13 protein-coding genes, 1 tRNA gene and 3 pseudogenes are annotated in these 24529 nt (G+C 42.9%); 4 read left to right on the top strand and 13 right to left on the bottom strand.

All coding sequences use genetic code 11. The features are described 5' to 3' along the window. Nucleotides 1–19 precede the first annotated feature (19 nt). From ABEF84_RS06375 to ABEF84_RS06350, 6 genes are all read right to left on the bottom strand, one after another. Nucleotides 20–559, bottom strand: coding sequence for an HAD-IIIA family hydrolase (locus ABEF84_RS06375; RefSeq protein ID WP_347454325.1), 540 nt, complete (start codon nucleotides 557–559; stop codon nucleotides 20–22). A gap of 4 nt (nucleotides 560–563) precedes the next feature. Beyond that, nucleotides 564–1595: a KpsF/GutQ family sugar-phosphate isomerase gene (locus ABEF84_RS06370; RefSeq protein ID WP_347473807.1), complete on the bottom strand. Its 1032-nt coding sequence runs from the start codon at nucleotides 1593–1595 to the stop codon at nucleotides 564–566. A gap of 217 nt (nucleotides 1596–1812) precedes the next feature. After that, nucleotides 1813–1888, bottom strand: a tRNA-Gly gene (locus tag ABEF84_RS06365). Nucleotides 1889–1952: 64 nt separating this feature from the next. Further along, nucleotides 1953–3374 (bottom strand): cysteine--tRNA ligase, encoded by a 1422-nt coding sequence (gene cysS, locus ABEF84_RS06360; RefSeq protein WP_347473806.1) that lies wholly within the window; start codon nucleotides 3372–3374, stop codon nucleotides 1953–1955. Nucleotides 3375–3526: 152 nt separating this feature from the next. Beyond that, complete coding sequence (locus tag ABEF84_RS06355) at nucleotides 3527–3943, bottom strand: hypothetical protein (RefSeq protein WP_404798974.1); 417 nt, start codon at nucleotides 3941–3943, stop codon at nucleotides 3527–3529. Between the two features lie 129 nt (nucleotides 3944–4072). Beyond that, entirely contained in the window at nucleotides 4073–16216 is a 12144-nt protein-coding gene (locus ABEF84_RS06350) for an Ig-like domain-containing protein (protein WP_347473804.1), read from the bottom strand. Between the two features lie 450 nt (nucleotides 16217–16666). Between ABEF84_RS06350 and ABEF84_RS06345 the strand changes: the two genes are divergently transcribed. The 3 genes from ABEF84_RS06345 (at nucleotide 16667) to ABEF84_RS06335 (ending at nucleotide 18711) form a co-directional block, all read left to right on the top strand. Beyond that, nucleotides 16667–17536 carry an SDR family oxidoreductase gene (locus tag ABEF84_RS06345; protein ID WP_347454330.1) on the top strand — a complete coding sequence of 290 codons (870 nt, stop codon included), beginning with the start codon at nucleotides 16667–16669 and terminating at the stop codon, nucleotides 17534–17536. 206 nt (nucleotides 17537–17742) lie between these two features. After that, nucleotides 17743–17913: a hypothetical protein gene (locus ABEF84_RS06340; protein WP_347454331.1), complete on the top strand. Its 171-nt coding sequence runs from the start codon at nucleotides 17743–17745 to the stop codon at nucleotides 17911–17913. Between the two features lie 120 nt (nucleotides 17914–18033). After that, nucleotides 18034–18711: a type 1 glutamine amidotransferase domain-containing protein gene (locus ABEF84_RS06335; RefSeq protein ID WP_347454332.1), complete on the top strand. Its 678-nt coding sequence runs from the start codon at nucleotides 18034–18036 to the stop codon at nucleotides 18709–18711. A 117-nt stretch (nucleotides 18712–18828) separates the two neighbouring features. Here ABEF84_RS06335 and yfcF read toward each other — a convergent pair whose 3' ends face one another. Next, nucleotides 18829–19494 (bottom strand): glutathione transferase, encoded by a 666-nt coding sequence (gene yfcF, locus ABEF84_RS06330; protein ID WP_347454333.1) that lies wholly within the window; start codon nucleotides 19492–19494, stop codon nucleotides 18829–18831. 234 nt (nucleotides 19495–19728) lie between these two features. Here yfcF and ABEF84_RS06325 point away from each other — a divergent pair, with 234 nt between their 5' ends. Continuing rightward, complete coding sequence (locus tag ABEF84_RS06325; protein ID WP_347473803.1) at nucleotides 19729–20445, top strand: glutamine amidotransferase; 717 nt, start codon at nucleotides 19729–19731, stop codon at nucleotides 20443–20445. A 54-nt stretch (nucleotides 20446–20499) separates the two neighbouring features. Here ABEF84_RS06325 and ABEF84_RS06320 read toward each other — a convergent pair. The 6 genes and pseudogenes from ABEF84_RS06320 to ABEF84_RS06295 form a co-directional block, all read right to left on the bottom strand. After that, nucleotides 20500–21567: pseudogene (locus tag ABEF84_RS06320) on the bottom strand (IS4 family transposase); the annotation flags it as partial. Nucleotides 21568–21590: 23 nt separating this feature from the next. Further along, on the bottom strand, nucleotides 21591–22454 hold the full coding sequence (locus tag ABEF84_RS06315; protein WP_347473799.1) for an IS982 family transposase: 864 nt from the start codon (nucleotides 22452–22454) through the stop codon (nucleotides 21591–21593). Nucleotides 22455–22548: 94 nt separating this feature from the next. Beyond that, a pseudogene (locus ABEF84_RS06310) lies at nucleotides 22549–22791 on the bottom strand (transposase domain-containing protein); the annotation flags it as partial. A 98-nt stretch (nucleotides 22792–22889) separates the two neighbouring features. Then, nucleotides 22890–23480 carry a YceI family protein gene (locus ABEF84_RS06305; protein WP_347453917.1) on the bottom strand — a complete coding sequence of 197 codons (591 nt, stop codon included), beginning with the start codon at nucleotides 23478–23480 and terminating at the stop codon, nucleotides 22890–22892. Nucleotides 23481–23606: 126 nt separating this feature from the next. Then, nucleotides 23607–24059, bottom strand: a pseudogene (locus ABEF84_RS06300) (GNAT family N-acetyltransferase). Nucleotides 24060–24202: 143 nt separating this feature from the next. Continuing rightward, the gene (locus tag ABEF84_RS06295; RefSeq protein ID WP_034585063.1) at nucleotides 24203–24418 is read right to left on the bottom strand and encodes a hypothetical protein; all 216 of its coding nucleotides are present in this window, start codon (nucleotides 24416–24418) and stop codon (nucleotides 24203–24205) included. Between the last annotated feature and the right edge of the window lie 111 nt (nucleotides 24419–24529).

Below are 24529 nucleotides of genomic sequence, written 5' to 3'. Positions count from 1 at the left end.
ACCCAAAACCTTTAAGTAATTAATATGGCGCACGAATAAACTTTTCAAGTAATTCTTCGTAAACACCTTTGGACATCAGCAGCATGTCACAGATTTCACGAACAGCTCCACGGCCACCCATTGCTTGGGTTACCAGATCGGCACGACGACGTACTTCCACATGACCATTTGGTACAGTGACTTTCATACCTGCAATCGCAAAAGCAGACAGATCAGGCCAGTCATCGCCCATATACAAACAGTCTTCCGGATCCAGATCTAATTGTGCACAGGCTTCACGCAATGCGACGCCTTTATCTTCACGTCCCTGATACACCAGATCAACACCGAGGTCAGACATACGTTTTTCAACGATATTGCTTTTACGACCAGTAATGATGATGACTTTTAATCCGGCCTGTTGCACCAGTTTCATGCCCAGACCATCACGGATATCAAAGTTTTTGATTTCATCTCCGCTATTAGTCAAGGTGATAAAACCATCACTCAGAATACCATCCACATCAAGCACCAATGCTTTCATATGACGTGCTTGTTCTAATAACACATAAGATGCCATTTTCTTAATTTACCCCGGCCTGAATTAGGTCATGCATACTAATTACACCAATCAATTTATTGGCATCATCTACAACGACAAATTGGTTAATCTTGCGCTCATTCATACGCTCTAAGGCTACAACTGCACGTTCTTCTTTAGAAATCGTCTGCGGATTAGGAATCATCACTTCACGCACTGGCAGATTCACATCAAAGCCTTGTTGTTTATCGAGCAAACGACGTAAGTCACCATCGGTAAAAATACCGAGTAGTACATCATTTTCATCAACAACCGTAGTTAAACCTAGACGCTTATCAGTAATTTCATAAAGCACTTTGTTCATCGGTGTATCAGGTAATACTTTTGGCAATTCTTTACCTTTATGCATCAAATGTTTGACATGCAAAAGCAAACGTTTACCCAATGCACCAGCAGGATGTGAACGGGCAAAATCATCAGAAGTAAATCCACGTGCTTCAAGCAAAGCGACTGCCAACGCATCACCTAGCGCAAGTGTTGCAGTTGTCGATGAAGTCGGCGCTAAACCCAATGGACAAGCTTCCTGAATATTACCTAAAGTCAAAGCGACATCCGCATTTTGTGGCATTGGTCCGCTAGCATCACCACTAATGGTGATTAACGGCACGCCCAGATACTTGATCAATGGCATCAACATCATGATTTCATCGCTTTTACCTGAATTGGAAATCGCGATGAGCACATCACCAGCGACTAGCATCCCCAGATCACCATGCCCAGCTTCACCTGGATGCATAAAGAAAGACGGTGTACCCGTTGAGGCAAAAGTCGCAGCCATTTTACGACCAATATGCCCAGATTTCCCCATACCGGTCACCACCAGGCGACCTTTACACTGCAAAATAATTTCACAGGCTTGGCTAAAACGTTCATCTATCTGAGTGGCTAAAACTTGTAACGCGTGTTCTTCAATACGCAGTGTTTCTAATGCTGCTTTCTGGAAATCGACGGGATTCGCTTTATTTTCTTGATTCAATGTCTGCTTACCTGCTCTAAGCTTAGAGAAAATTCTCATTTCAAAGAAATAATTTTCGCAATTTTAGCATAAGCATGCAAATAGCATGTTTTTAAATGTGATGCTTTTACCAAAATTTCACCACTTTTTAGTTAACTCGTCTCCATAATTATTTAAAGATAACAATTCGTGATTAGGATTAAGGTATAGTTAAAAACAAATTAATTTAAGACAAAAAAAAACCTTAATCATTATTTGATTAAGGTTTTTTAAATCTTGGAGCGGGAAACGAGACTCGAACTCGCGACCCCAACCTTGGCAAGGTTGTGCTCTACCAACTGAGCTATTCCCGCGTTATGGGGAGCATTATAGAGAGTTTCCTGTCAGTGTCAACTCTCTAGATGAGCAACTGCTGAATTAATCAGCACGACGCCATACGGTGCCTTGACGGGTATCTTCCAGCACAATGCCTTGATCCAGCAAAGACTGACGGATTTCATCAGCACGGGCAAAGTTTTTCTCTTTCTTGGCATCTTTACGTTGCTGGATCAAATCTTCGATCTGTTCTTCAGTCAGGCCTAAAGCTTCCTGGCCAATATCAGATTTCAGGAAATCATCTACAGGGTGTTGCACCAGCCCCAGAATATTAGTCAGATAACGTAAAGTTGAATAATAAATCACAGCCTGTTCAGCATTTTCTTCTTTTACCGCCCGATTGAGTTCTTTGTTGACTTCAAAAAGAACAGCAATTGCTTCTGCAGTATTGAAGTCATCGCGCATGGCAGCATTGAAACGTTCAACCAAGGCTTCATCTAAAGTATCAACCAGTTTGTCACCATAAACAGCTTGATAAGCTTTAAATGAATGATAGAAACGTGACAATGCAGTTTTTGCTTCTTTGAGTGCAATATCAGAGAAGTTGACCGGGCTACGGTAGTGTGAAGATACGATGAAATAACGGATGACTTCAGGATGGAATTTCTCCATAACATCACGAATAGTGAAGAAGTTGCCGAGAGACTTCGACATTTTCTCGCCATCGACATTAATGAAGCCGACATGCATCCAGTAATTCACATACTGTTCACCTGTTGAAGCTTCTGATTGTGCAATTTCATTTTCATGGTGCGGGAAAGTCAGGTCAGAACCGCCACCATGAATATCAAAATGATTACCCAGACAGCAGGTCGACATGGCAGAACATTCGATGTGCCAACCTGGACGACCGTTGCCCCAAGGTGAAGCCCAGAACGGTTCATTTTCTTTGGCATGTTTCCATAATACGAAGTCGAATGGATGCTTTTTCTCGACTTCAACATCGATACGTTCAGATGCACCGGCCTGCATATCTTCCAGTTTACGACCAGATAGGCGACCATATTGGGCAAATTTTTCAACTTGAAAATAGACATCACCATTTGATGCAGGATATGCCGTCCCATTATCCACCAAAGTGCCAATCATATTCTGCATTTGCTGGATATATTCAGTCGCACGTGGCGCTTCATCAGGATGTAAACATCCCAGACTTTCCGCATCTTCATTCATGGCTTGAATAAAACGGTCAGTCAGTGCTGTAATGCTTTCGCCGTTTTCATTGGCACGTTTAATAATTTTATCATCAATGTCAGTAATATTACGGACATACTTGACTTTCCAGCCCTGACTGCGCAGGAAACGGATAATATAGTCAAATGCAACCATAACACGCGCATGTCCGATATGACAGTAGTCATAGACCGTCATACCACAGACGTACATGTCAATATGACCTTCCTTACGCGGCACGAATTCTACTTTTTTGCGTTGCTCTGAGTTATATAGAACAAATGGTTGCATAGCTGTTCAAAAGACTTCAATTAAAAGGATGGCTCATCTTAACCTAAGCATTATTATTCATAAAGTTTTCATGTCTTTTTCTTCGGGATATTTTTATGTTGCATAAAAAAGACCAGCTTTACTGGTCTTTTATTGGTTAATTTTTAACAAAATTATGCTTGGATATTCGTTTTACATTGCATCAGCAATTTACTGGTTTTAGGGCCGTAAAAATTTACGATGCTGGTATTTTTAACTCGTGCCCAGTTTTGCTTATCCTTTTGATAAAAATCAACAGTAAAACCTTGATATTTGGCGGTTTTCAAATATTGATAGCCCTCAAAAGATTTTGTGCTGCTTTTCTCAATAGACTTTAATAAAGCATGTTTCCGTTTGGCAGAAATTAAGCGAAAAATACTTTTATCTCCAATAACATAGGATAAATCATGAGCTTTATTTTTTGAACAATCTAAAGCATAGCGGCCTTGTAGTTCCTCTAATAAATATTGAGATGTAACTTGTGCAGTCCCCCCTGCAAACGATGAAACAGACAAAACAGAACAAACAATGATAAATAACAATTTGTACATATTCAAAAATTCTCCGATCTTTATCACATACTTTTCTTAAAGGGATTTCTAAAGCTAAATAGAGAAAAACCAGCAACCGCAGTTACTGGTTTTTCAAGTGTTTGCTTAAATCAATACTGAGAGATCTACTTAGAAGATGATGTTTTGCAACAAGTCATCTAAGTCAATCGGCTGTTTCTGATTGGCTAGAATCAAGGCCGCTGTCATTTCATGACCGACTTGCCCATCGACTGCAGCTGCAGCGCCGTCACGGTCAATTGAAACGATTGCCAATTGATTATCCGCATCGTAATCGACACGCACGAAGTCTGCTTTTTGACTGCCGTTTTCTTCATCGTAACCAATCAACAAGTCAGACACATCAATACGATCACCTTCTGCCAAGTTAAAGTCTAACCAAACATCGACATCACTCGCTTGCAGCTGGGTATTTGCATCTAACGCTTCAAGCTGAACCGTATCTGCACCTAAACCACCACGTACAAAGTCATTGCCTTGTCCAACAACAATGGTGTCATTGCCATTTAGACCATAGAAACGATCACTGTGTTCAGTTCCTGTAAGTGCAACATCATGTCCATCTGTGCCGACAATCACCTGTTCATGCATGGCATTGAAGGATTCACCATTCAACGCATTTAATCCAAGCAACTGTGCCACATTGCTGCTCACACTGGCACCTGCAGCATCGACTGCTGTAATACTCAAGCTATTGATCACACTCAAGCTTAAGACATCACCGGTGAGTAAGTTCCCTTTTTGTGCTGTCAGATATACGGTGCTTAACACTTCGTTTACCGCATAGTTATCAAGTGTTCCGCCATTGATTGCCGTAATCACAAGGGTTGAACTTGGCGCAATTAAACCAAGTACACCATCGCTATACACGCTTTCAAGGCGCATACCCAACGACGCTGCAATCGCATTCGATGCTTCGAGTACCATTGGGGTCACACTGACATCCACAATTGGCTGATACTTCACTTCCACACGTGACAAGTTATTGTCTGCATCATAAGCCGTTAAATATTGATCACTTAAGTTCAATAAGCCCAATGCATCCAAGTTAATCAAGCCCAAGAGACTGTTCACACCTACTTGTGTCACAGGTGCAGTGTTATGGTCTGTCGCTTGTTGGCCTACAATGTTGCCTACATCGACCAGGCTCTCACCTGTTTGCACATGGTCACCGTCATAATCTGTAACGTCTGCAGAAATGCTTAAGTCTGGCTTGTGGTTCAATTGTGCTTCAGTAAATTCTGCAGAATCGACCGCCAAATTACCATTGACCAGTAATTGTTCGATAATTTCCACATCACTGAGCGTTGTCCATTGACCTGCACTGTTTTTGCCATGTAGTAGATCGATACCTTCTAATACGATGATTTGATCGGTCTTATCTGCATGACCATTGGCATAACCACCTGCATAAGCGCCATCACTGCTGATCAGGATACGAGTCGCTTCCACATCACCATCAGCATTCAATACGGCTTCAAAATGTAGATAGTTGGTCAAATTACCCACGCTATAGCCAATTCGGCCTTCACCCACGAGCAAGTTCGCAAGGTCAAGGACATCACCACCTTGGCTGACAGCTGCTGCATAGAAATCCTCAATCACATCGACTGGAATCTCTTCACCTGCTAAGGCTTGATCGCCACGCTCCCATTTGAAGACATCACTGAAACGAATCAATGCTTCATCTTTGCTCGGAGGTTGATCGCCCACCAAGGTATCATTGCCTTTACCACCGATGAGGATATCTTTGCCATGACCACCATATAGGGTGTCATTGCCTAGACCACCTCGCAGAATGTCACTGCCTGCATAACCATATAAGGTGTCATCACCGGCATAACCATAAAGACGTTCGTCGTTGTCACCCCCTTCGATCGTATCTTTATTGGCTGTACCTTCTTTCAGCAAGCCTTTCTCACCCAAATTCAGTAACGCACCAAGGCCATCCACCACACCGACTTCGGCTAGGTCAAGCGTATTGTCATAATGCGTCTGACCACGGCTGTCTGTGACACGAATGGTTTGTGTTGGCAACACTTTGACATCGAGTACCTGACCTAAACCAGACACAGGACTCACGGTACCCAAGAACTCATTGAGTTTTTGTAGATCCATCACACCACCATCTTTTGCAGTAATGGTGATCTTGGCTGGTGTGAGCAACACTGCTGGAATACGGCTGATTTTAAAGCCAAACTCTGCTGCCATCTCTTTCGAGTAGCTGTACATCAAGCCAAGATCTAGATTGACCAATGCACCTGACAAGATCTCCACTTTGGTGATGTCGTTGTTGGCATCGCTGACAGTGAAGGCCTGTGAATTACTCAGGTCAATTAAGCCCAATAAGCTGACATTGGCAGCACCGAGTAAACCACCGGTATCGCCCAAGTGCGCCACTGGATCTTGCTGTGCTGGTGCAGGCTGACTGATGCCGAGTGATTCAACACGGTATACACCTGTTTCAAGGTTGACGGTCACCTGATTACCATGAATGGTTGAAACCGTCAGGACATGTTGATCTGGTACATAGTGATAGGTATACACTTGATCAGATTGACCCAACTGTTTCACGGTATTCGTTGTGGCATCGTACTGATAAACATTACCGGCAATGCTTACACTGCTGAGATAACCGCCATCAATACCGAAGGAATCAACTAGATGTCCTTCTACTGCATCGCCGACCTGCGTTAAGGCATCGACAATCACTTCATTTACAGTTGGCTGACCATCTTGAATCACAATTGTAAAGTGTTTGCTTTGATCGCCCATTACCACAGGAATCACCAAACTGTACAAATCATTGTTGGCCTGATGATCGACACCTTGCGCCAATACAACATCGTACAAACCTTGTGCATTCGCTTTCACTTCAAGTACAAGCGCACCAGATGCATCTTTGGCCACCAAATGATCTTTGGCTTCGAGTGACCAGGTCACTGGCTGGCCTTTGACATTGAAGCTTTGTGCGGGTAATGCCAATTCCACATCAGCAGCTGCAAGATGCGTATGTTGAACAATCGCTTCACCTGCATAATCTGCTTCTTTGAGTGTGATCACATCACCCAATTGTGTCGTAATATCCACAGATGTGGTAGTTAAGTTACCTGCAGCATCTGTTGCGTTCACCACCAACGGATAGGTTGCTTGGTCTTGCAATGCTGTTACATCTTCAGGCGCAAAATGTGCTGTCCATGTATACCAACCATCGGCACCCGGTGTTGCGCTGATCACCGCATCAACTGTGATCTCTGTACCTTCGATCTGCAAGGTGATCTTGCCGGTATTTTCTTCAACACGACCTGTCACCTCAAAGCCATCATTGAGATCACTTTGTGATAAGTGAATGCTATCCACATCATCACCTGCTACATGATCGACAATCACCTCAGGCGCAACGGTATCAATGGTCACATCTAAGCGATTGGCCTCTGATACGTTACCTGAACTGTCAATCTCATGAATAACAACGGTGTACTCACCTTGTGGCAATGCTTCAGGGAAAGTGTAGCTCCAATGACCATTGGCATCGGATTTTACTTTTACTTCAGCATAAACAGGGGTGTGATCGACTGCGTTATACAATGCGATTTGAATCTGGTCACCTGCCTCATGAACAGTTCCTTCAAACATTGGCAAGGTATCATTCGTCACAATAGAAGTCTTACCTGCCAATTTAATTTCTTCTGGCTTATCTAAGGTAAAACCATTGGCATCGATACTATCAATCAGTGTAGTGAATTCAGGTGCATCCGTTGGGGTACGGTCAAACGTGACGGTTAAAGTCGCCTGAGGTGTAGATGCAGCTAAATTGTCATACAGTTCAAAACGGTATAAACCATCCGCTGACATTTGCCCCAACAAATCTTTAACATCAACTTCCCAATTGGTATCAGAGCCATCTACTTTTTTCACAGACTTTACTGTGATCGCAGGGCTAAATTCGAGATGACTACCGATTGGATTGCCTTGGGCATCGACCTGAATCACACGAATATAAGCAAGATCAACACTAGAGGTCGTATTACTACGTGCACCTTGTACAACAAATGACTGTGCTTCAATAATGTCCGCCCATTCACCTTTATTCATGACGTTATCGCCAGCAATGGTGAAAATAGTTGCAGATTCAGTCTTTTGCAGCTGTGCCTCATGAACACTTGGTTCACTTTGGTTGTTCAGCTTATCTTTGGCACTTGCTGTGAAGTTCACATCAATTGGCAGCAATGGCACTTGACTGCTTGGTAATGGATCAAACGTCACACTCCAATTACCTAACTCATCAGCCTCTGTTGTTGCTGTGAGCTTGGTGTCATCGCTCAATGACAAGCGGTTTTGTTCATTACCCTTGGCGTTTTTAAACACCACTTGTAGCGTTTCACCTTGTGCCAGTTCGCGGTTCAAATCAATCTGTGCAACTTCACTTGATGCACTGATGCTCGCTGTACCAATGACAATATTGTTTTGATCCAAGATCTCAAAGATCCCTTTGGAATCCGCTGTGACAACCAGCTGTTGTGGAGACATGAATCCCGCAACGATCACTGGGTCAAAGAGTCCACCTTTCGATGAAACGGGTTGATACCATTCGACAGTGACGGTACTTCCTGCTTCAGCTTCGCCTTTCACGGTAATGCCGCTCACAAACTCCGCTGATTTGATGAAGTCTTTTTCAGTCTCTTTGGCATTATTGATGGCATGAATCACCGGTGCTGGTGTAAATGTATCAATGTTCAAACCAACAGGTGCTGATTCGGCAACATTATTGCCTTTGTCTTTACTTTGAACGGTAAGACTATGCTGACCATCCAAACGACCATCCACTAAGAAGGATGCAAATGTAGGATCCGTACTGTCAAAGACAAACTCCCAAACACCATCTTCGCCCGTGATTTGCTTATCACCAATCGATTGACCGTTGAAATACAAATTCACTTCAGAGAAGGCTTCAGCAGTACCTGAAATTTTGAACTCAGTTGCTGAAACATATTTGCCCACAGGAACAGCAACAAAGTCATCTCCTTGTGCATATTCCAATGCTTTAATGATGACAGGTTCCGCAGTCCAATCCACAATTTCAACTGGTGGCAAGCTTACGACAACTTCATTACCCGCTTGATCAATCAGTTTGAATTCAATCGGTGATTGGCCATCTGCTGGATAAACGATCAGATCGGCTGCTTTTGCAGTTGGTAATTGAATGAAATATTGACCCGCTTCATTTGGTTGCAAGGTCTCCCATTGATCATCGCCTAAGTGATACTGAAGCGTATGATGTTCAGGGATATCTTTGATTTCAATCAGACCTGATTCGGTTTGTACCGCTTGATCCGTCACTGCTTGACCATCAATTTCAATGACTGGCGCAGCAGGTGGTGTTAAATCAATGTGCCATTCTTTTGGCTCAGCGACAATCTGCTGATTACCCGCTTCATCAACGACTTTGACCTGAATACTATTTTCAGGATAATCACCTTCACTTAAGGTAAATGAATCTTTTACACCTAAGTGCCATGTCTTACCGCCATTGGTCGAATAATACCAAGTCGCATCTGCATCGATATTTGTGACATGGAAGACGTTCTCTGAGGTAATGCCATCTCCATCCACATGCGTATCTGTTGGTGGCACAATTTCAGGTGTAGCAAGCGTGACATCTACCGTGAAATTCAAGACAGTTTGCACGTCTGGATCTAAGGCAGATGAGAGTTCAACATGCAATGCTGTTTCAGGCAACTCAATTGCTTTGCCTTCGACATCTTTGACTACGTGCAAGTCGAGTTCCCAAATCCCATTTTCAGCAACGATGGTTTCAAAGCTTGCAATGATGTTGCCATCTGCATCTTTAATCGTTAAGAAAATGTGATCATTTGGCGTACCACGCCCCATAAATGTCGGCTGTGAATCATTGGTGAGGCTACCATCATCAATCGCACTGGCTTCTTCTATACGAATACCATTTTCATCAACGTGATCGAGTGCCGCCAATAACATTGGTTTGCTTTGTACAGAGGCATTATTTTCTGGCGCAATGACTTGTGTAAAATCAGCAACATCTGTGCCATTCACACCCTGTTGATCGGCAGATTGTAAGGTATTGGCATCATCTGCAGCACCATGATCACGATACGCAACTTCAACGTTTTGATCCGCAGCAAAGATACGTGGTTCAGTGCTGAGCGTAACTTGAGTTCCTTGAATCTCAACACCCGTCACCGCAACGTCCTCTCCATTTACACGAACTGTAAATTGCTCGGCGTCAGGGCCTTGTGTGTGATTGAGCTCAGCATCAAAGCTCAGGATGATGTGTCCATCTGCATTAACTTCTGAGTGAATGAGCGTTGGTGGTACAGCAATCACCAATTGGATCGCATCACTTGGTTTACCCTTGTTGCCTTCCGCATCCACGATCACGTATTGAATGTCGTGTTCACCATTTTCCAGTGGCGCTTTCGGTGTCAAGGTACCTGTTTCTGCATCGTACTCGGCTTCAACCACTTCACCATCAACAAGTAATTCTGCAGTTTCACCTTCTTGAAGCTCACCAATCACAATACCTGGGGTACTGTCATCTGTTGGCTTGTCTACTGGGAAGTTGCCTTGTTCATCACCAACGTTGTCGTAGTACGCCGTTGGCGCTGCCGGAGCGGCATCGATCACCAATTGGATCGCATCACTTGGTTTACCCTTGTTGCCTTCCGCATCCACGATCACGTATTGAATGTCGTGTTCACCATTTTCCAGTGGCGCTTTCGGTGTCAAGGTACCTGTTTCTGCATCGTACTCGGCTTCAACCACTTCACCATCAACAAGTAATTCTGCAGTTTCACCTTCTTGAAGCTCACCAATCACAATACCTGGGGTACTGTCATCTGTTGGCTTGTCTACTGGGAAGTTGCCTTGTTCATCACCAACGTTGTCGTAGTACGCCGTTGGCGCTGCCGGAGCGGCATCGATCACCAATTGGATCGCATCACTTGGTTTACCCTTGTTGCCTTCCGCATCCACGATCACGTATTGAATGTCGTGTTCACCATTTTCCAGTGGCGCTTTCGGTGTCAAGGTACCTGTTTCTGCATCGTACTCGGCTTCAACCACTTCACCATCAACAAGTAATTCTGCAGTTTCACCTTCTTGAAGCTCACCAATCACAATACCTGGGGTACTGTCATCTGTTGGCTTGTCTACTGGGAAGTTGCCTTGTTCATCACCAACGTTGTCGTAGTACGCCGTTGGCGCTGCCGGAGCGGCATCGATCACCAATTGGATCGCATCACTTGGTTTACCCTTGTTGCCTTCCGCATCCACGATCACGTATTGAATGTCGTGTTCACCATTTTCCAGTGGCGCTTTCGGTGTCAAGGTACCTGTTTCTGCATCGTACTCGGCTTCAACCACTTCACCATCAACAAGTAATTCTGCAGTTTCACCTTCTTGAAGCTCACCAATCACAATACCTGGGGTACTGTCATCTGTTGGCTTGTCTACTGGGAAGTTGCCTTGTTCATCACCAACGTTGTCGTAGTACGCCGTTGGCGCTGCCGGAGCGGCATCGATCACCAATTGGATCGCATCACTTGGTTTACCCTTGTTGCCTTCCGCATCCACGATCACGTATTGAATGTCGTGTTCACCATTTTCCAGTGGCGCTTTCGGTGTCAAGGTACCTGTTTCTGCATCGTACTCGGCTTCAACCACTTCACCATCAACAAGTAATTCTGCAGTTTCACCTTCTTGAAGCTCACCAATCACAATACCTGGGGTACTGTCATCTGTTGGCTTGTCTACTGGGAAGTTGCCTTGTTCATCACCAACGTTGTCGTAGTACGCCGTTGGCGCTGCCGGAGCGGCATCGATCACCAATTGGATCGCATCACTTGGTTTACCCTTGTTGCCTTCCGCATCCACGATCACGTATTGAATGTCGTGTTCACCATTTTCCAGTGGCGCTTTCGGTGTCAAGGTACCTGTTTCTGCATCGTACTCGGCTTCAACCACTTCACCATCAACAAGTAATTCTGCAGTTTCACCTTCTTGAAGCTCACCAATCACAATACCTGGGGTACTGTCATCTGTTGGCTTGTCTACTGGGAAGTTGCCTTGTTCATCACCAACGTTGTCGTAGTACGCCGTTGGCGCTGCCGGAGCGGCATCGATCACCAATTGGATCGCATCACTTGGTTTACCCTTGTTGCCTTCCGCATCCACGATCACGTATTGAATGTCGTGTTCACCATTTTCCAGTGGCGCTTTCGGTGTCAAGGTACCTGTTTCTGCATCGTACTCGGCTTCAACCACTTCACCATCAACAAGTAATTCTGCAGTTTCACCTTCTTGAAGCTCACCAATCACAATACCTGGGGTACTGTCATCTGTTGGCTTGTCTACTGGGAAGTTGCCTTGTTCATCACCAACGTTGTCGTAGTACGCCGTTGGCGCTGCCGGAGCGGCATCGATCACCAATTGGATCGCATCACTTGGTTTACCCTTGTTGCCTTCCGCATCCACGATCACGTATTGAATGTCGTGTTCACCATTTTCCAGTGGCGCTTTCGGTGTCAAGGTACCTGTTTCTGCATCGTACTCGGCTTCAACCACTTCACCATCAACAAGTAATTCTGCAGTTTCACCTTCTTGAAGCTCACCAATCACAATACCTGGGGTACTGTCATCTGTTGGCTTGTCTACTGGGAAGTTGCCTTGTTCATCACCAACGTTGTCGTAGTACGCCGTTGGCGCTGCCGGAGCGGCATCGATCACCAATTGGATCGCATCACTTGGTTTACCCTTGTTGCCTTCCGCATCCACGATCACGTATTGAATGTCGTGTTCACCATTTTCCAGTGGCGCTTTCGGTGTCAAGGTACCTGTTTCTGCATCGTACTCGGCTTCAACCACTTCACCATCAACAAGTAATTCTGCAGTTTCACCTTCTTGAAGCTCACCAATCACAATACCTGGGGTACTGTCATCTGTTGGCTTGTCTACTGGGAAGTTGCCTTGTTCATCACCAACGTTGTCGTAGTACGCCGTTGGCGCTGCCGGAGCGGCATCGATCACCAATTGGATCGCATCACTTGGTTTACCCTTGTTGCCTTCCGCATCCACGATCACGTATTGAATGTCGTGTTCACCATTTTCCAGTGGCGCTTTCGGTGTCAAGGTACCTGTTTCTGCATCGTACTCGGCTTCAACCACTTCACCATCAACAAGTAATTCTGCAGTTTCACCTTCTTGAAGCTCACCAATCACAATACCTGGGGTACTGTCATCTGTTGGCTTGTCTACTGGGAAGTTGCCTTGTTCATCACCAACGTTGTCGTAGTACGCCGTTGGCGCTGCCGGAGCGGCATCGATCACCAATTGGATCGCATCACTTGGTTTACCCTTGTTGCCTTCCGCATCCACGATCACGTATTGAATGTCGTGTTCACCATTTTCCAGTGGCGCTTTCGGTGTCAAGGTACCTGTTTCTGCATCGTACTCGGCTTCAACCACTTCACCATCAACAAGTAATTCTGCAGTTTCACCTTCTTGAAGCTCACCAATCACAATACCTGGGGTACTGTCATCTGTTGGCTTGTCTACTGGGAAGTTGCCTTGTTCATCACCAACGTTGTCGTAGTACGCCGTTGGCGCTGCCGGAGCGGCATCGATCACCAATTGGATCGCATCACTTGGTTTACCCTTGTTGCCTTCCGCATCCACGATCACGTATTGAATGTCGTGTTCACCATTTTCCAGTGGCGCTTTCGGTGTCAAGGTACCTGTTTCTGCATCGTACTCGGCTTCAACCACTTCACCATCAACAAGTAATTCTGCAGTTTCACCTTCTTGAAGCTCACCAATCACAATACCTGGGGTACTGTCATCTGTTGGCTTGTCTACTGGGAAGTTGCCTTGTTCATCACCAACGTTGTCGTAGTACGCCGTTGGCGCTGCCGGAGCGGCATCGATCACCAATTGGATCGCATCACTTGGTTTACCCTTGTTGCCTTCCGCATCCACGATCACGTATTGAATGTCGTGTTCACCATTTTCCAGTGGCGCTTTCGGTGTCAAGGTACCTGTTTCTGCATCGTACTCGGCTTCAACCACTTCACCATCAACAAGTAATTCTGCAGTTTCACCTTCTTGAAGCTCACCAATCACAATACCTGGGGTACTGTCATCTGTTGGCTTGTCTACTGGGAAGTTGCCTTGTTCATCACCAACGTTGTCGTAGTACGCCGTTGGCGCTGCCGGAGCGGCATCGATCACCAATTGGATCGCATCACTTGGTTTACCCTTGTTGCCTTCCGCATCCACGATCACGTATTGAATGTCGTGTTCACCATTTTCCAGTGGCGCTTTCGGTGTCAAGGTACCTGTTTCTGCATCGTACTCGGCTTCAACCACTTCACCATCAACAAGTAATTCTGCAGTTTCACCTTCTTGAAGCTCACCAATCACAATACCTGGGGTACTGTCATCTGTTGGCTTGTCTACTGGGAAGTTGCCTTGTTCATCACCAACGTTGTCGTAGTACGCCGTTGGCGCTGCCGGAGCGGCATCGATCACCAATTGGATCGCATCACTTGGTTTACCCTTGTTGCCTTCCGCATCCACGATCACGTATTGAATGTCGTGTTCACCATTTTCCAGTGGCGCTTTCGGTGTCAAGGTACCTGTTTCTGCATCGTACTCGGCTTCAACCACTTCACCATCAACAAGTAATTCTGCAGTTTCACCTTCTTGAAGCTCACCAATCACAATACCTGGGGTACTGTCATCTGTTGGCTTGTCTACTGGGAAGTTGCCTTGTTCATCACCAACGTTGTCGTAGTACGCCGTTGGCGCTGCCGGAGCGGCATCGATCACCAATTGGATCGCATCACTTGGTTTACCCTTGTTGCCTTCCGCATCCACGATCACGTATTGAATGTCGTGTTCACCATTTTCCAGTGGCGCTTTCGGTGTCAAGGTACCTGTTTCTGCATCGTACTCGGCTTCAACCACTTCACCATCAACAAGTAATTCTGCAGTTTCACCTTCTTGAAGCTCACCAATCACAATACCTGGGGTACTGTCATCTGTTGGCTTGTCTACTGGGAAGTTGCCTTGTTCATCACCAACGTTGTCGTAGTACGCCGTTGGCGCTGCCGGAGCGGCATCGATCACCAATTGGATCGCATCACTTGGTTTACCCTTGTTGCCTTCCGCATCCACGATCACGTATTGAATGTCGTGTTCACCATTTTCCAGTGGCGCTTTCGGTGTCAAGGTACCTGTTTCTGCATCGTACTCGGCTTCAACCACTTCACCATCAACAAGTAATTCTGCAGTTTCACCTTCTTGAAGCTCACCAATCACAATACCTGGGGTACTGTCATCTGTTGGCTTGTCTACTGGGAAGTTGCCTTGTTCATCACCAACGTTGTCGTAGTACGCCGTTGGCGCTGCCGGAGCGGCATCGATCACCAATTGGATCGCATCACTTGGTTTACCCTTGTTGCCTTCCGCATCCACGATCACGTATTGAATGTCGTGTTCACCATTTTCCAGTGGCGCTTTCGGTGTCAAGGTACCTGTTTCTGCATCGTACTCGGCTTCAACCACTTCACCATCAACAAGTAATTCTGCAGTTTCACCTTCTTGAAGCTCACCAATCACAATACCTGGGGTACTGTCATCTGTTGGCTTGTCTACTGGGAAGTTGCCTTGTTCATCACCAACGTTGTCGTAGTACGCCGTTGGCGCTGCTGGTGGTACTTGTTCTGATGGTGAGTCAGTGTTGCTGCCTTCAGTATTGCCTGAATCAGTGTTTCCACCTTCAGTGTTATCTTCTACGGAATTAGTTTCTGAAGAACTCGATGAACTCCCCCCAATAGCTGCTGCCATCAACCCACTAACACCTACTGTACCAACAATCGGCCAAACACTAATAAATGAGCTTTCTGAATGACCATATAATAATGGCTCTATTTTATCTATCGGATTATAAGAAATCGTTTCAAAATCAAATAAAAATAATTCTGAGTTCTCATTTCTAAAAACAAGTGAGCTTTCTTCGATATTAAAGTTATCAATTACAATTTGTTCGCCATTTTTTAAAGTAATGATAGCTTTATTATCTAAATATTCAATTTTTTCAATATCTTCTATCTTTACATCAATTAAAACCACAGACTCTTCTTTTAGTTGGATTGCTTCTATATATTCTTTAATAAGTTTATTGCTACCGCCTGCTTTTGAGATGACTTGAACCTGCATAGGAAACCCCTGGAAATACATTTATTATTGAATTTATTAAACAATTTTTAAATTTATATTTCAAGCAATTGAATCACAAAATAAAAAATAAAAGCGATTCAAATCACACTGTAAAATTTTAGGCCAACATATTGAATTTATAGATATTTCATATACGTAAATAAAATATTAGATATAATAATCTTATAAATATTTAATAAATAATATATTTTTCATTTATAAATATATTTTTTTAAATTTACGCTCTGATTCATTCTTTAGTCTAATACTTGATTAGTTCAATAAATGTAGCAAACGTCATTTGCTTTTATGTCTTTTATTAAAGATTTAACAAATTTGTAAGACCTTTCATAGCGTTTGTTATGAAATGTCAGCTCTCAGCCTATTTCTCCAAAATCTTCCTAATATATTTTTTCTGCCTATAACCTCAAACAATGGAACTGAAAAAATATGAATCATTATCCTGAAACCCCAAATTCTACTGAAACTCAAGAACATCAACCTGGCGTACAAACACGCATGGATCCTGAACCGGAAATCATCAAACCAAACTATAAAGGCAGCGAAAAATTAAAAGGAAAAGTGGCATTAATTACTGGCGGAGACAGTGGTATTGGACGCTCCGTTTCTGTCCTGTTTGCCCGTGAAGGTGCCGATATCGCAATTTGCTATCTGGATGAAGACCAAGATGCGCAGGACACTAAAAAGCTGGTCGAAGCAGAGGGACAGCGCTGCCTACTTATAAAATGTAACTTGCAACAACCCTCTGAAATTCAGGATCTGGTTAAACAGACCATTCAGGAATTTAAAACCATTAACATTTTGGTAAATAATGCGGGCGTTCAGTACCCACAAATAAGCATTACCGATATTTCTCCCGAACAACTGAATAAGACATTTAATGTCAATATCCTGAGTATGTTCCATTTAACACAGGCCGTGCTGCCACATATGCAGGCTGGCTACAGCATTATTAATACCACGAGTATTACCAGCTATCATGGTCATGATGAGCTGATTGATTATTCCAGTACCAAAGGTGCGATTACTTCTTTTACCCGCAGCCTCTCCACCAGCCTGCTCAAACAGAAGACCGGAATTCGAGTCAATGGCGTTGCTCCAGGTCCAATCTGGACACCACTTATTCCAAGTAGTTTTGATGCAGAAACCCTCAAAGAGTTTGGCAAGGACACGCCGATGGGCCGTATGGGGCAACCGAGCGAAGTGGCCCCTGCCTATTTATTTTTAGCTAGTGATGAAGCCAGCTATATTTCTGGTCAGGTCATTCATGTGAACGGTGGCAGCATTATTAATGGTTAAAATGAGTAAAAGATAACGGTCTATGTCTATATAGGTCGTTATCTTTTATTTGAAGTCTTATATGAAATTAATAGTGAGTCCTACCCACAATTAAAAATATTTAAACACTAAAACATTTCCCAACAAATCCTGACAGTTACTTACCCTGTATAAATTCAGTCCTTGCTATAGTCATTTTCACAACTATTCGGATTGAGGATTAGGTCATGCCTAGAGGTGATAAATCGGCTTATACCGATAAACAGAAACGCCAAGCAAAACATATTGAAGACAGTGAAATAGATCAAGGACGTTCTCAAGAAGATGCTGAACGTATTGCCTGGTCAACCGTCAATAAACAGGATGGTGGCGGCAAGAAAAAGAAAAGTGATAAATAGCTGCCGATTAGAATAGTGTTAAGAAACGCCGATCTAAGACACCCCATTTAAATCAAGCTTTTATTTCAACCGGCTTTATATTTTCCTATTCAAAAAAACGACATCATTTCAGGTATTCCTATGAAAATTCTAATTGTTCTAACTTCACATGATCAACTGGGAGAAACTGGTGAAAAAACTGGTTTCTGGCTGGAAGAACTGGCTGCACCTTATTATCGTTTTATTGATGCCGGTGCCGAAGTCATACTTGCCTCACCCAAAGGTGGTCAACCACCGCTCGATCCAAAAAGTGGCACTCAAGATGCACAGACTGAAGCTACCCGGCGTTTTGAGGCAGATGAGCAAGCCATGCGAGCATTGGCGAAAACTGTGCCCTTAAGTGAAGTAAATATTGAGGACTTTGATGCAGTGTTCTATCCAGGTGGTCATGGGCCCTTATGGGATTTAGCGAATGATGAAAACTCGATCCGTTTAATTCAACAAACTTTACAATCCCACAAACCGGTTGCACTGGTCTGTCATGCGCCAGGCGTATTAAAAAATGTTCAAGATGCTAAAGGCAAACCGGTTGTTGCTGGAAAAAATGTCACTGGCTTTAGCAACAGTGAAGAAACCACTGTCGGGCTGACCAATATTGTGCCTTTCTTGGTAGAAGATACGCTTAAGGAAAATGGTGGAAATTACTCTAAAGCTAAAGACTGGCATGTGCATGTTCAGCAGGATGGTTTATTAATTACCGGTCAAAATCCGGCTTCTTCTGCAGCAACAGCAGATGCCTTATTAAAGTTATTAAAATAATGCTTAAAATAAAATATCTCCAATAAATAACGCCTGATTAGTGCAAATCAGGAGTTATTTATTGTCTAGCGAACAGGTAAATTTGAATATTTCTTCAGGATAAAATCATTTTCAAATTTAAGGTACATCAAAAGGTGACGGATCCCAGGTACCACGTTCCAATTCCCTTAATTTAAACCACACATGCACCGATTCCCGCTCAAAGTTACGCATCGCATAACTATATAGTTTTTCTGGAATTGGCACCTGATAACTGATCAAGCGATGCAACATAAAACCCAGATCAAAATCAGCAATACTCCACTGGGAACCAATCCATACATCACCAATCAAAGACTCTGCGACACGAACCAGTCGATCGACCTCTGCCTGGGTATTACGGTCTGGAATAAATTGCTGTGGTGGTGGCTGAAAAATCCCGGTTGATGGCATATTTTCACGAATCAAGCCAAAATCCGATTTAACTAGCAACTGCGCGGCACGACATCTGGCACGGGCATAAATATCTTTTGGGTAAATAACAGGATACTCTGGCGCAGGAAACAGCTCATCCAGGAATTCAGTGATCGCCATTGATTCAAAAATCGACCCATTATCCACGGTTAAACAAGGAATTTTCCCGCTTTTACACACGCGCAAATAGGTATCTGACTTGTTCTCCCCCTTATCCAGGTCGATTTTAACTTCCTGAAACTCAACTCGCTTTTCTCTGAGGGCCACAAAAGCTGACATGGCATAGGGACTGATTCTTTTTCGATCAATATACAGGCTAAGACGTTGCATAGTGAGGCTCCTCATGATGGAGTTGTTATAAGGAATGGAGTTCTATGCGCATTGCATAAGATGATCATTTCAATCTATACCTAAATGTCGATCAACAATAGCAGAGTATCTTTACAGAATTTAATCAATTGCAAACAAGTGCTATTTTGGTGCAGTAGCACACTGATTTATATAAAACTTTTCAAGGCATTAGATTCGCGCTAAATTAAATCATTTCCTTAATTTGACACGACCATGCTTAATTTTGATGAGTTTCCTGACACCGTCTATGCAATCCAACATCTCGCCTTTGAAGACCTTGGGGCTTGGGAAGATGTTTTTTATCAGCTCGGCTTGCGGGTACGCTATTTTGAAGTCGGTGTGGATGACCTGACCAAGGCCTATGAACACAAAGGTTTAACCGTCATTTTAGGCGGTCCTATCGGAGTCTATGAAACTGAGGACTACCCTTTTTTACAACAAGAAATAGACTTACTAAAAGTACGCTTAGAACAGAATTTACCGACTTTAGGCATCTGTCTAGGCGCACAACTGATTGCACATGCTTTGGGTGCGAAAGTTTATGCGGGTCATGTCAAAGAAATCGGCTGGTCTAAACTAACTTTAACCCAAGTCAAAAATAATCCACTCGTTGTTTTGGAAAATACTGAAGTACTGCATTGGCATGGCGATACTTTTGACCTCCCAGTTCAGGCGGAACTATTAGCAAGCTCTGCCCTGTATCCGAATCAGGCTTTCCGTGTCGGTGAAAATATTTTGGCCCTGCAATTCCATCCTGAAGTCGCAGCAGATAGTCTTGAAAAATGGCTGATTGGGCATACCTGTGAGCTGCGTAAAGCCGGGATCAATATTCCTGCATTACGTGCTGAAAGCCAGAAATTTGCTTCAGTTTTAGAGTCTACATCGGGGCAAATTGTTCAGCAATTTATGGATAATCTGCAAAGCAGCTAATTTTTTGATTTGATTCAATGATAAAAAGCACCCAATCGGGTTAATGCCAGTCAGTTAAGAGATTGACTGGCTTTTTCTTGGGTATTTTTGAGGTTTTCCTTTTACAACCCTTGGATAACTCCTCACTCTTCTCTCAGGTATAACATACCGATTAGATTTCTCCATTAAACTTTCCAGATGTTTGGGTAGATTACCTGCAGAAGCCAAAGAGTCGAATCTGAGTAAATTAAGAAGGGCAATAGATGCAATATGAAAACTGATCCTCAACGGGCTTACTTTGGCACGTTGAGCCATATATTTCATTTGTCTTCTTAGAACATTATAAGCAATCAAGACACCCCATAATTCTTGATAAATTAAGTCTGGCTGTTTGCTCCTTAAGTGCTTACCTTCCTGTAAATTGCTTTTAATTTCTCGGTAACACATTTCAATTTCCCAACGCTGAGCATATAACTTTGCCAAGGCTATAAGTGGGTATGTCTTTGAATCTAATAATGAAGTAATGTAACGTCTGATTTTTCCTGCCTGCTCAACTTCAATTAAACGTGCTTCCCAGTAATCTCCTAATGCTGGATTAAGTTTTTTGGCTCTTGCTGATATTGGCATCCTGATATGAAAATCATGTGGGGAATTCCGTTTAATTATGTCATAACGTAAATTATCTTTAGCTCGCATAAGCCAATGGCTTGATTCTCCACGTGTTTGCCAGCCTATTAAAAAATCAGCAGAGAAATAAGCTCGATCAAACAAAGTAATACTTTGTGCTGGAGGAGATAATTGATTTGCTAATGTGAGTTCACCTTGATCCATACTGCCTATTTGGGCATCTATGATTTCATGAGTATTGGTATTCACTAGACACGTGGCTCTAACTTGTGGGTAAGGTGCTACAGCAGTTTTACCTTTAGATGAGCCAAAATGATTAAAATTCTCCTTGGTCAGTGGCATAGACCAAACCACCCCGTCAACAGCACATACACTAAGACCTTGAAAGGTTGAATATTGTTGTTGTGATTCATCAAACCATGCTTGGCTGATTAAGGAGAATAAGGCGGCTAAAGGTTCTCGACCTAAACGTTGTCGAGCTTGGACAGCTGCACTAGGAACACAATAATCTGTTGTAACCTGAGTTCGATGAAATCCACTTAACCTTTTAGCATATTTTGGAAAGTTGGCTTATTGGGGTTCAAACAATAAGCCACTACAGCAGCCATGATATTCACCATGAAGTTATTTACCGAACGATGACGTGAATGTTCAAGTTGATGTAAATTTTTTAATTGATCATTCACTGTTTCGATCAATCCTCTTCTGCAAAGTAATTGTTTTTCTTCTTCAGTTTGGATGGGTTTATTTTTCATATTCCGACGTGATGGGGTCAATATTTTCAGTCCTCTTGCTGCTAAAGCTTCGGCTTTTGCTTTGCTCAAATAGCCTTTGTCTCCGAGTAGGATCCCTTTTAATTCTTGAGTTAAAGATTCTAATATAGCAACATCATGAACATTTCCCGATGTCAGCTTGAGATTAATAATTTCACCTAAATTATTGATAACGAGATGTAATTTAAAACCATAAAACCAACCCGTACTACTTTTTCCACGACCGGCCAAGCCTTTAAATACACGATGCCTTTTAATCCGAAGATTATGGCAAACTACCAATTTAGTGGAGTCAATGATACTGATTCCCGTATCTTTTCCTTTCACCTGATGGAAGAAACAACTCAGAGCTTGCAAACAACGGGGCATGATTTCAATAAATCGGTTGTAGCTAAGCAGTTTAGGAAAAGCAGATTTCCAGAATGGAACGATCATTTGGCAATAAAAATATTTGAAGAATCTCAAACCGGATTGATGAAATAAAATGACAATGGTCATTGCTTCAGACAAGCTTAAAGCTGACTTTTTCAACCTGGTTTTTTGATTAGAAATTAAAGCTTTCTCTAAAGATTCATTAAATTTTTTGCAGAAATCATCCAAAATACAAAATAATTCGGTAATATGATCCATTGAGAAGCCTTGTTTTATAACATTTTGTCTTGAGAACCAATATGTTACAAAAACAGGGCTTTTTTTCTACTCTTTTTTTATATCGAACTCAGGTTGTTGTACCAAACACGAGTTTTAATTGTTCTACCACATAGCTGATGGGTTGATTGCGAAACAAGGCAAGCCCAAGAACAAGCCAAACCACGTGCTCAGCAGGTAATTTTCTCCTTCTGATCGATGCCTTACCTGTTTGATGCAGAGATGTTTCAATCCAATTTAAGTCAATAAGTTCACAAAAATGGCTAAGTGATGGGAGAGCATGTTCAAGAGTGGATTCTAAATGTTCAGATAAAGACATAAAAAAATGAGCGTATTTACATACACTCATTTTTACTACATTTTTCTAATATTTGCTTAACTGACTGGCATTACCCAATCGGGTGCTTTTTTATTGGTTTAGTTCTTTTTCGGAGCCGGCACAGAAGCTTCAGTCGTGATATTCACAGTAATCTTATCACCGACATTTGGTACATATGCCCCTACACCAAATGCAGAACGGTCAAATGAAGTCGTTGCATTAAAACCAACCGTTTGCAGCTTAGTCATTGGGTGTACGCCCTGTTTATTTAACACTGCATCCAGCACCACTGGCTTAGTCACGCCTTTCACTGTGAGATCACCAGTAATTTTATATTTGTTTTTGCCTAAAGCTTGAACCTTGGTACTTTTAAAGGTGATATTTGGATATTTCGCAACATCAAAAAATTCTGCGCTTTGAATATGCTCATCCAGTGCTTTGACATTAGTATTGATACTGGATACTGGAATTGTGACATTCACAGATGAATTGGCAGGTTTTTCATTATCGACATTAATGGTGCCCTGAATATCGCTAAAGTTGGCATAAGGCGTAGAAAAGCCAAAGTGACTCCAGCTAAATACGGTCGCAGTGTGTCCCGGATCAATGGTATAAGCCACTGGTTTTGCCATGGAGAATGTTGCTACAGTAGCCAAAGTCAGGCCCACAGCCAAAGTTATTAATTTCATGTCATAACCCTCTGTTTTGAATAGGTTCTAATCTAGCTGAATTGGAATTATTTACATCGCTAAAGATAGAACGATTTGTTGCATGCATGGAACGGTAAAATTGTAAGCAGAATGACTCTGCCGATATCAGGTCATCTTGTATTGAATAAATCCGGTTTTCTTTGCCACCCGATCATATAATTGCTGGGCTGTTGTATTGGTCTCATGCGTCAACCAATAAATCCGATCACAACCACGCTGTTTTGCATGTTGATATACCTGTTCAATCAAAGCCCTTGCTACGCCTCGCCCACGAAAATCAGCATGGATATATAAATCCTGTAAATAGGCATACGGCGTCAACATCCAGCAACTGTCATGTTCAATCACATGCACAATGCCCACCACTTGCTGATCGAGGATGATAGCAAAGCCATAGATATGCTCAAGCTCGAGACTGCTTAGCTTTTGCCAGGTATTCTGATTTAATTGATCCGAGAGTTTAGTCTGGTAAAAAGTTTGATAATCTTGTCAGAGTGGTAGCCATTCCTGCTGACTAATCTTTTCCAAAGGAACAACCTGAATTTGTTCTTGTATCATTGTTATAGATGCTTTTATTAAAAGTGATTAAATCAGCTTAGGCTATTTTTAATGCAAAAGTAAGTTCTTAGATTTCCAAATTTACTGAAAAGATATCTGACAAAAACAAAAAAGCCCCGATTGGGGCTATTTGAGTTTTCAGCTTAGAGCTTTTCTACCAAGATGCGGTCAACCTGTTTTAAACCAGAATGTTTTTCATGATTCTTACGACGGATCTTGATGATCTTTTCTTCCGCCATTTCTTGCAGTAACAGCTCTACTGCCATCATGGCTTCCAGTGGCAGGTCCTGACCAATCCACTTCTGTTCACCTGCATCCATTAAAGTAATTTCATCGTTAATTTGCTCATATAAACTCATGTTCATCTCACTTTTTTGCAATCAACCATGGGGAGAACTTTTCAGCTGTTGATGCATGGAATAGCTGAAAAGACAAAACAAAAGACGCCCCAAAACTGGGGCGTCCTCGAA

The sequence above is a fragment of the Acinetobacter sp. ANC 7912 genome (genome assembly GCF_039862785.1).
In the GTDB taxonomy this organism is placed as follows: Bacteria; Pseudomonadota; Gammaproteobacteria; order Pseudomonadales; family Moraxellaceae; genus Acinetobacter; species Acinetobacter thermotolerans.
Note: the sequence above shows the minus strand (reverse complement) of the source record. Positions and strands in the feature narration are given on the sequence as shown.

Coding starts and splice junctions, on each gene's coding strand:
- ABEF84_RS06345 (WP_347454330.1), top strand. CDS start 16,667: ATGAATCATTATCCTGAAACCCCAAATTCTACTGAAACTCAAGAACAT.
- ABEF84_RS06340 (WP_347454331.1), top strand. CDS start 17,743: ATGCCTAGAGGTGATAAATCGGCTTATACCGATAAACAGAAACGCCAA.
- ABEF84_RS06305 (WP_347453917.1), bottom strand. CDS start 23,480: ATGAAATTAATAACTTTGGCTGTGGGCCTGACTTTGGCTACTGTAGCA.
- ABEF84_RS06335 (WP_347454332.1), top strand. CDS start 18,034: ATGAAAATTCTAATTGTTCTAACTTCACATGATCAACTGGGAGAAACT.
- cysS (WP_347473806.1), bottom strand. CDS start 3,374: ATGCAACCATTTGTTCTATATAACTCAGAGCAACGCAAAAAAGTAGAA.
- ABEF84_RS06295 (WP_034585063.1), bottom strand. CDS start 24,418: ATGAGTTTATATGAGCAAATTAACGATGAAATTACTTTAATGGATGCA.
- ABEF84_RS06350 (WP_347473804.1), bottom strand. CDS start 16,216: ATGCAGGTTCAAGTCATCTCAAAAGCAGGCGGTAGCAATAAACTTATT.
- ABEF84_RS06375 (WP_347454325.1), bottom strand. CDS start 559: ATGGCATCTTATGTGTTATTAGAACAAGCACGTCATATGAAAGCATTG.
- ABEF84_RS06370 (WP_347473807.1), bottom strand. CDS start 1,595: ATGAGAATTTTCTCTAAGCTTAGAGCAGGTAAGCAGACATTGAATCAA.
- ABEF84_RS06325 (WP_347473803.1), top strand. CDS start 19,729: ATGCTTAATTTTGATGAGTTTCCTGACACCGTCTATGCAATCCAACAT.
- yfcF (WP_347454333.1), bottom strand. CDS start 19,494: ATGCAACGTCTTAGCCTGTATATTGATCGAAAAAGAATCAGTCCCTAT.
- ABEF84_RS06355 (WP_404798974.1), bottom strand. CDS start 3,943: ATGTACAAATTGTTATTTATCATTGTTTGTTCTGTTTTGTCTGTTTCA.
- ABEF84_RS06315 (WP_347473799.1), bottom strand. CDS start 22,454: ATGGATCATATTACCGAATTATTTTGTATTTTGGATGATTTCTGCAAA.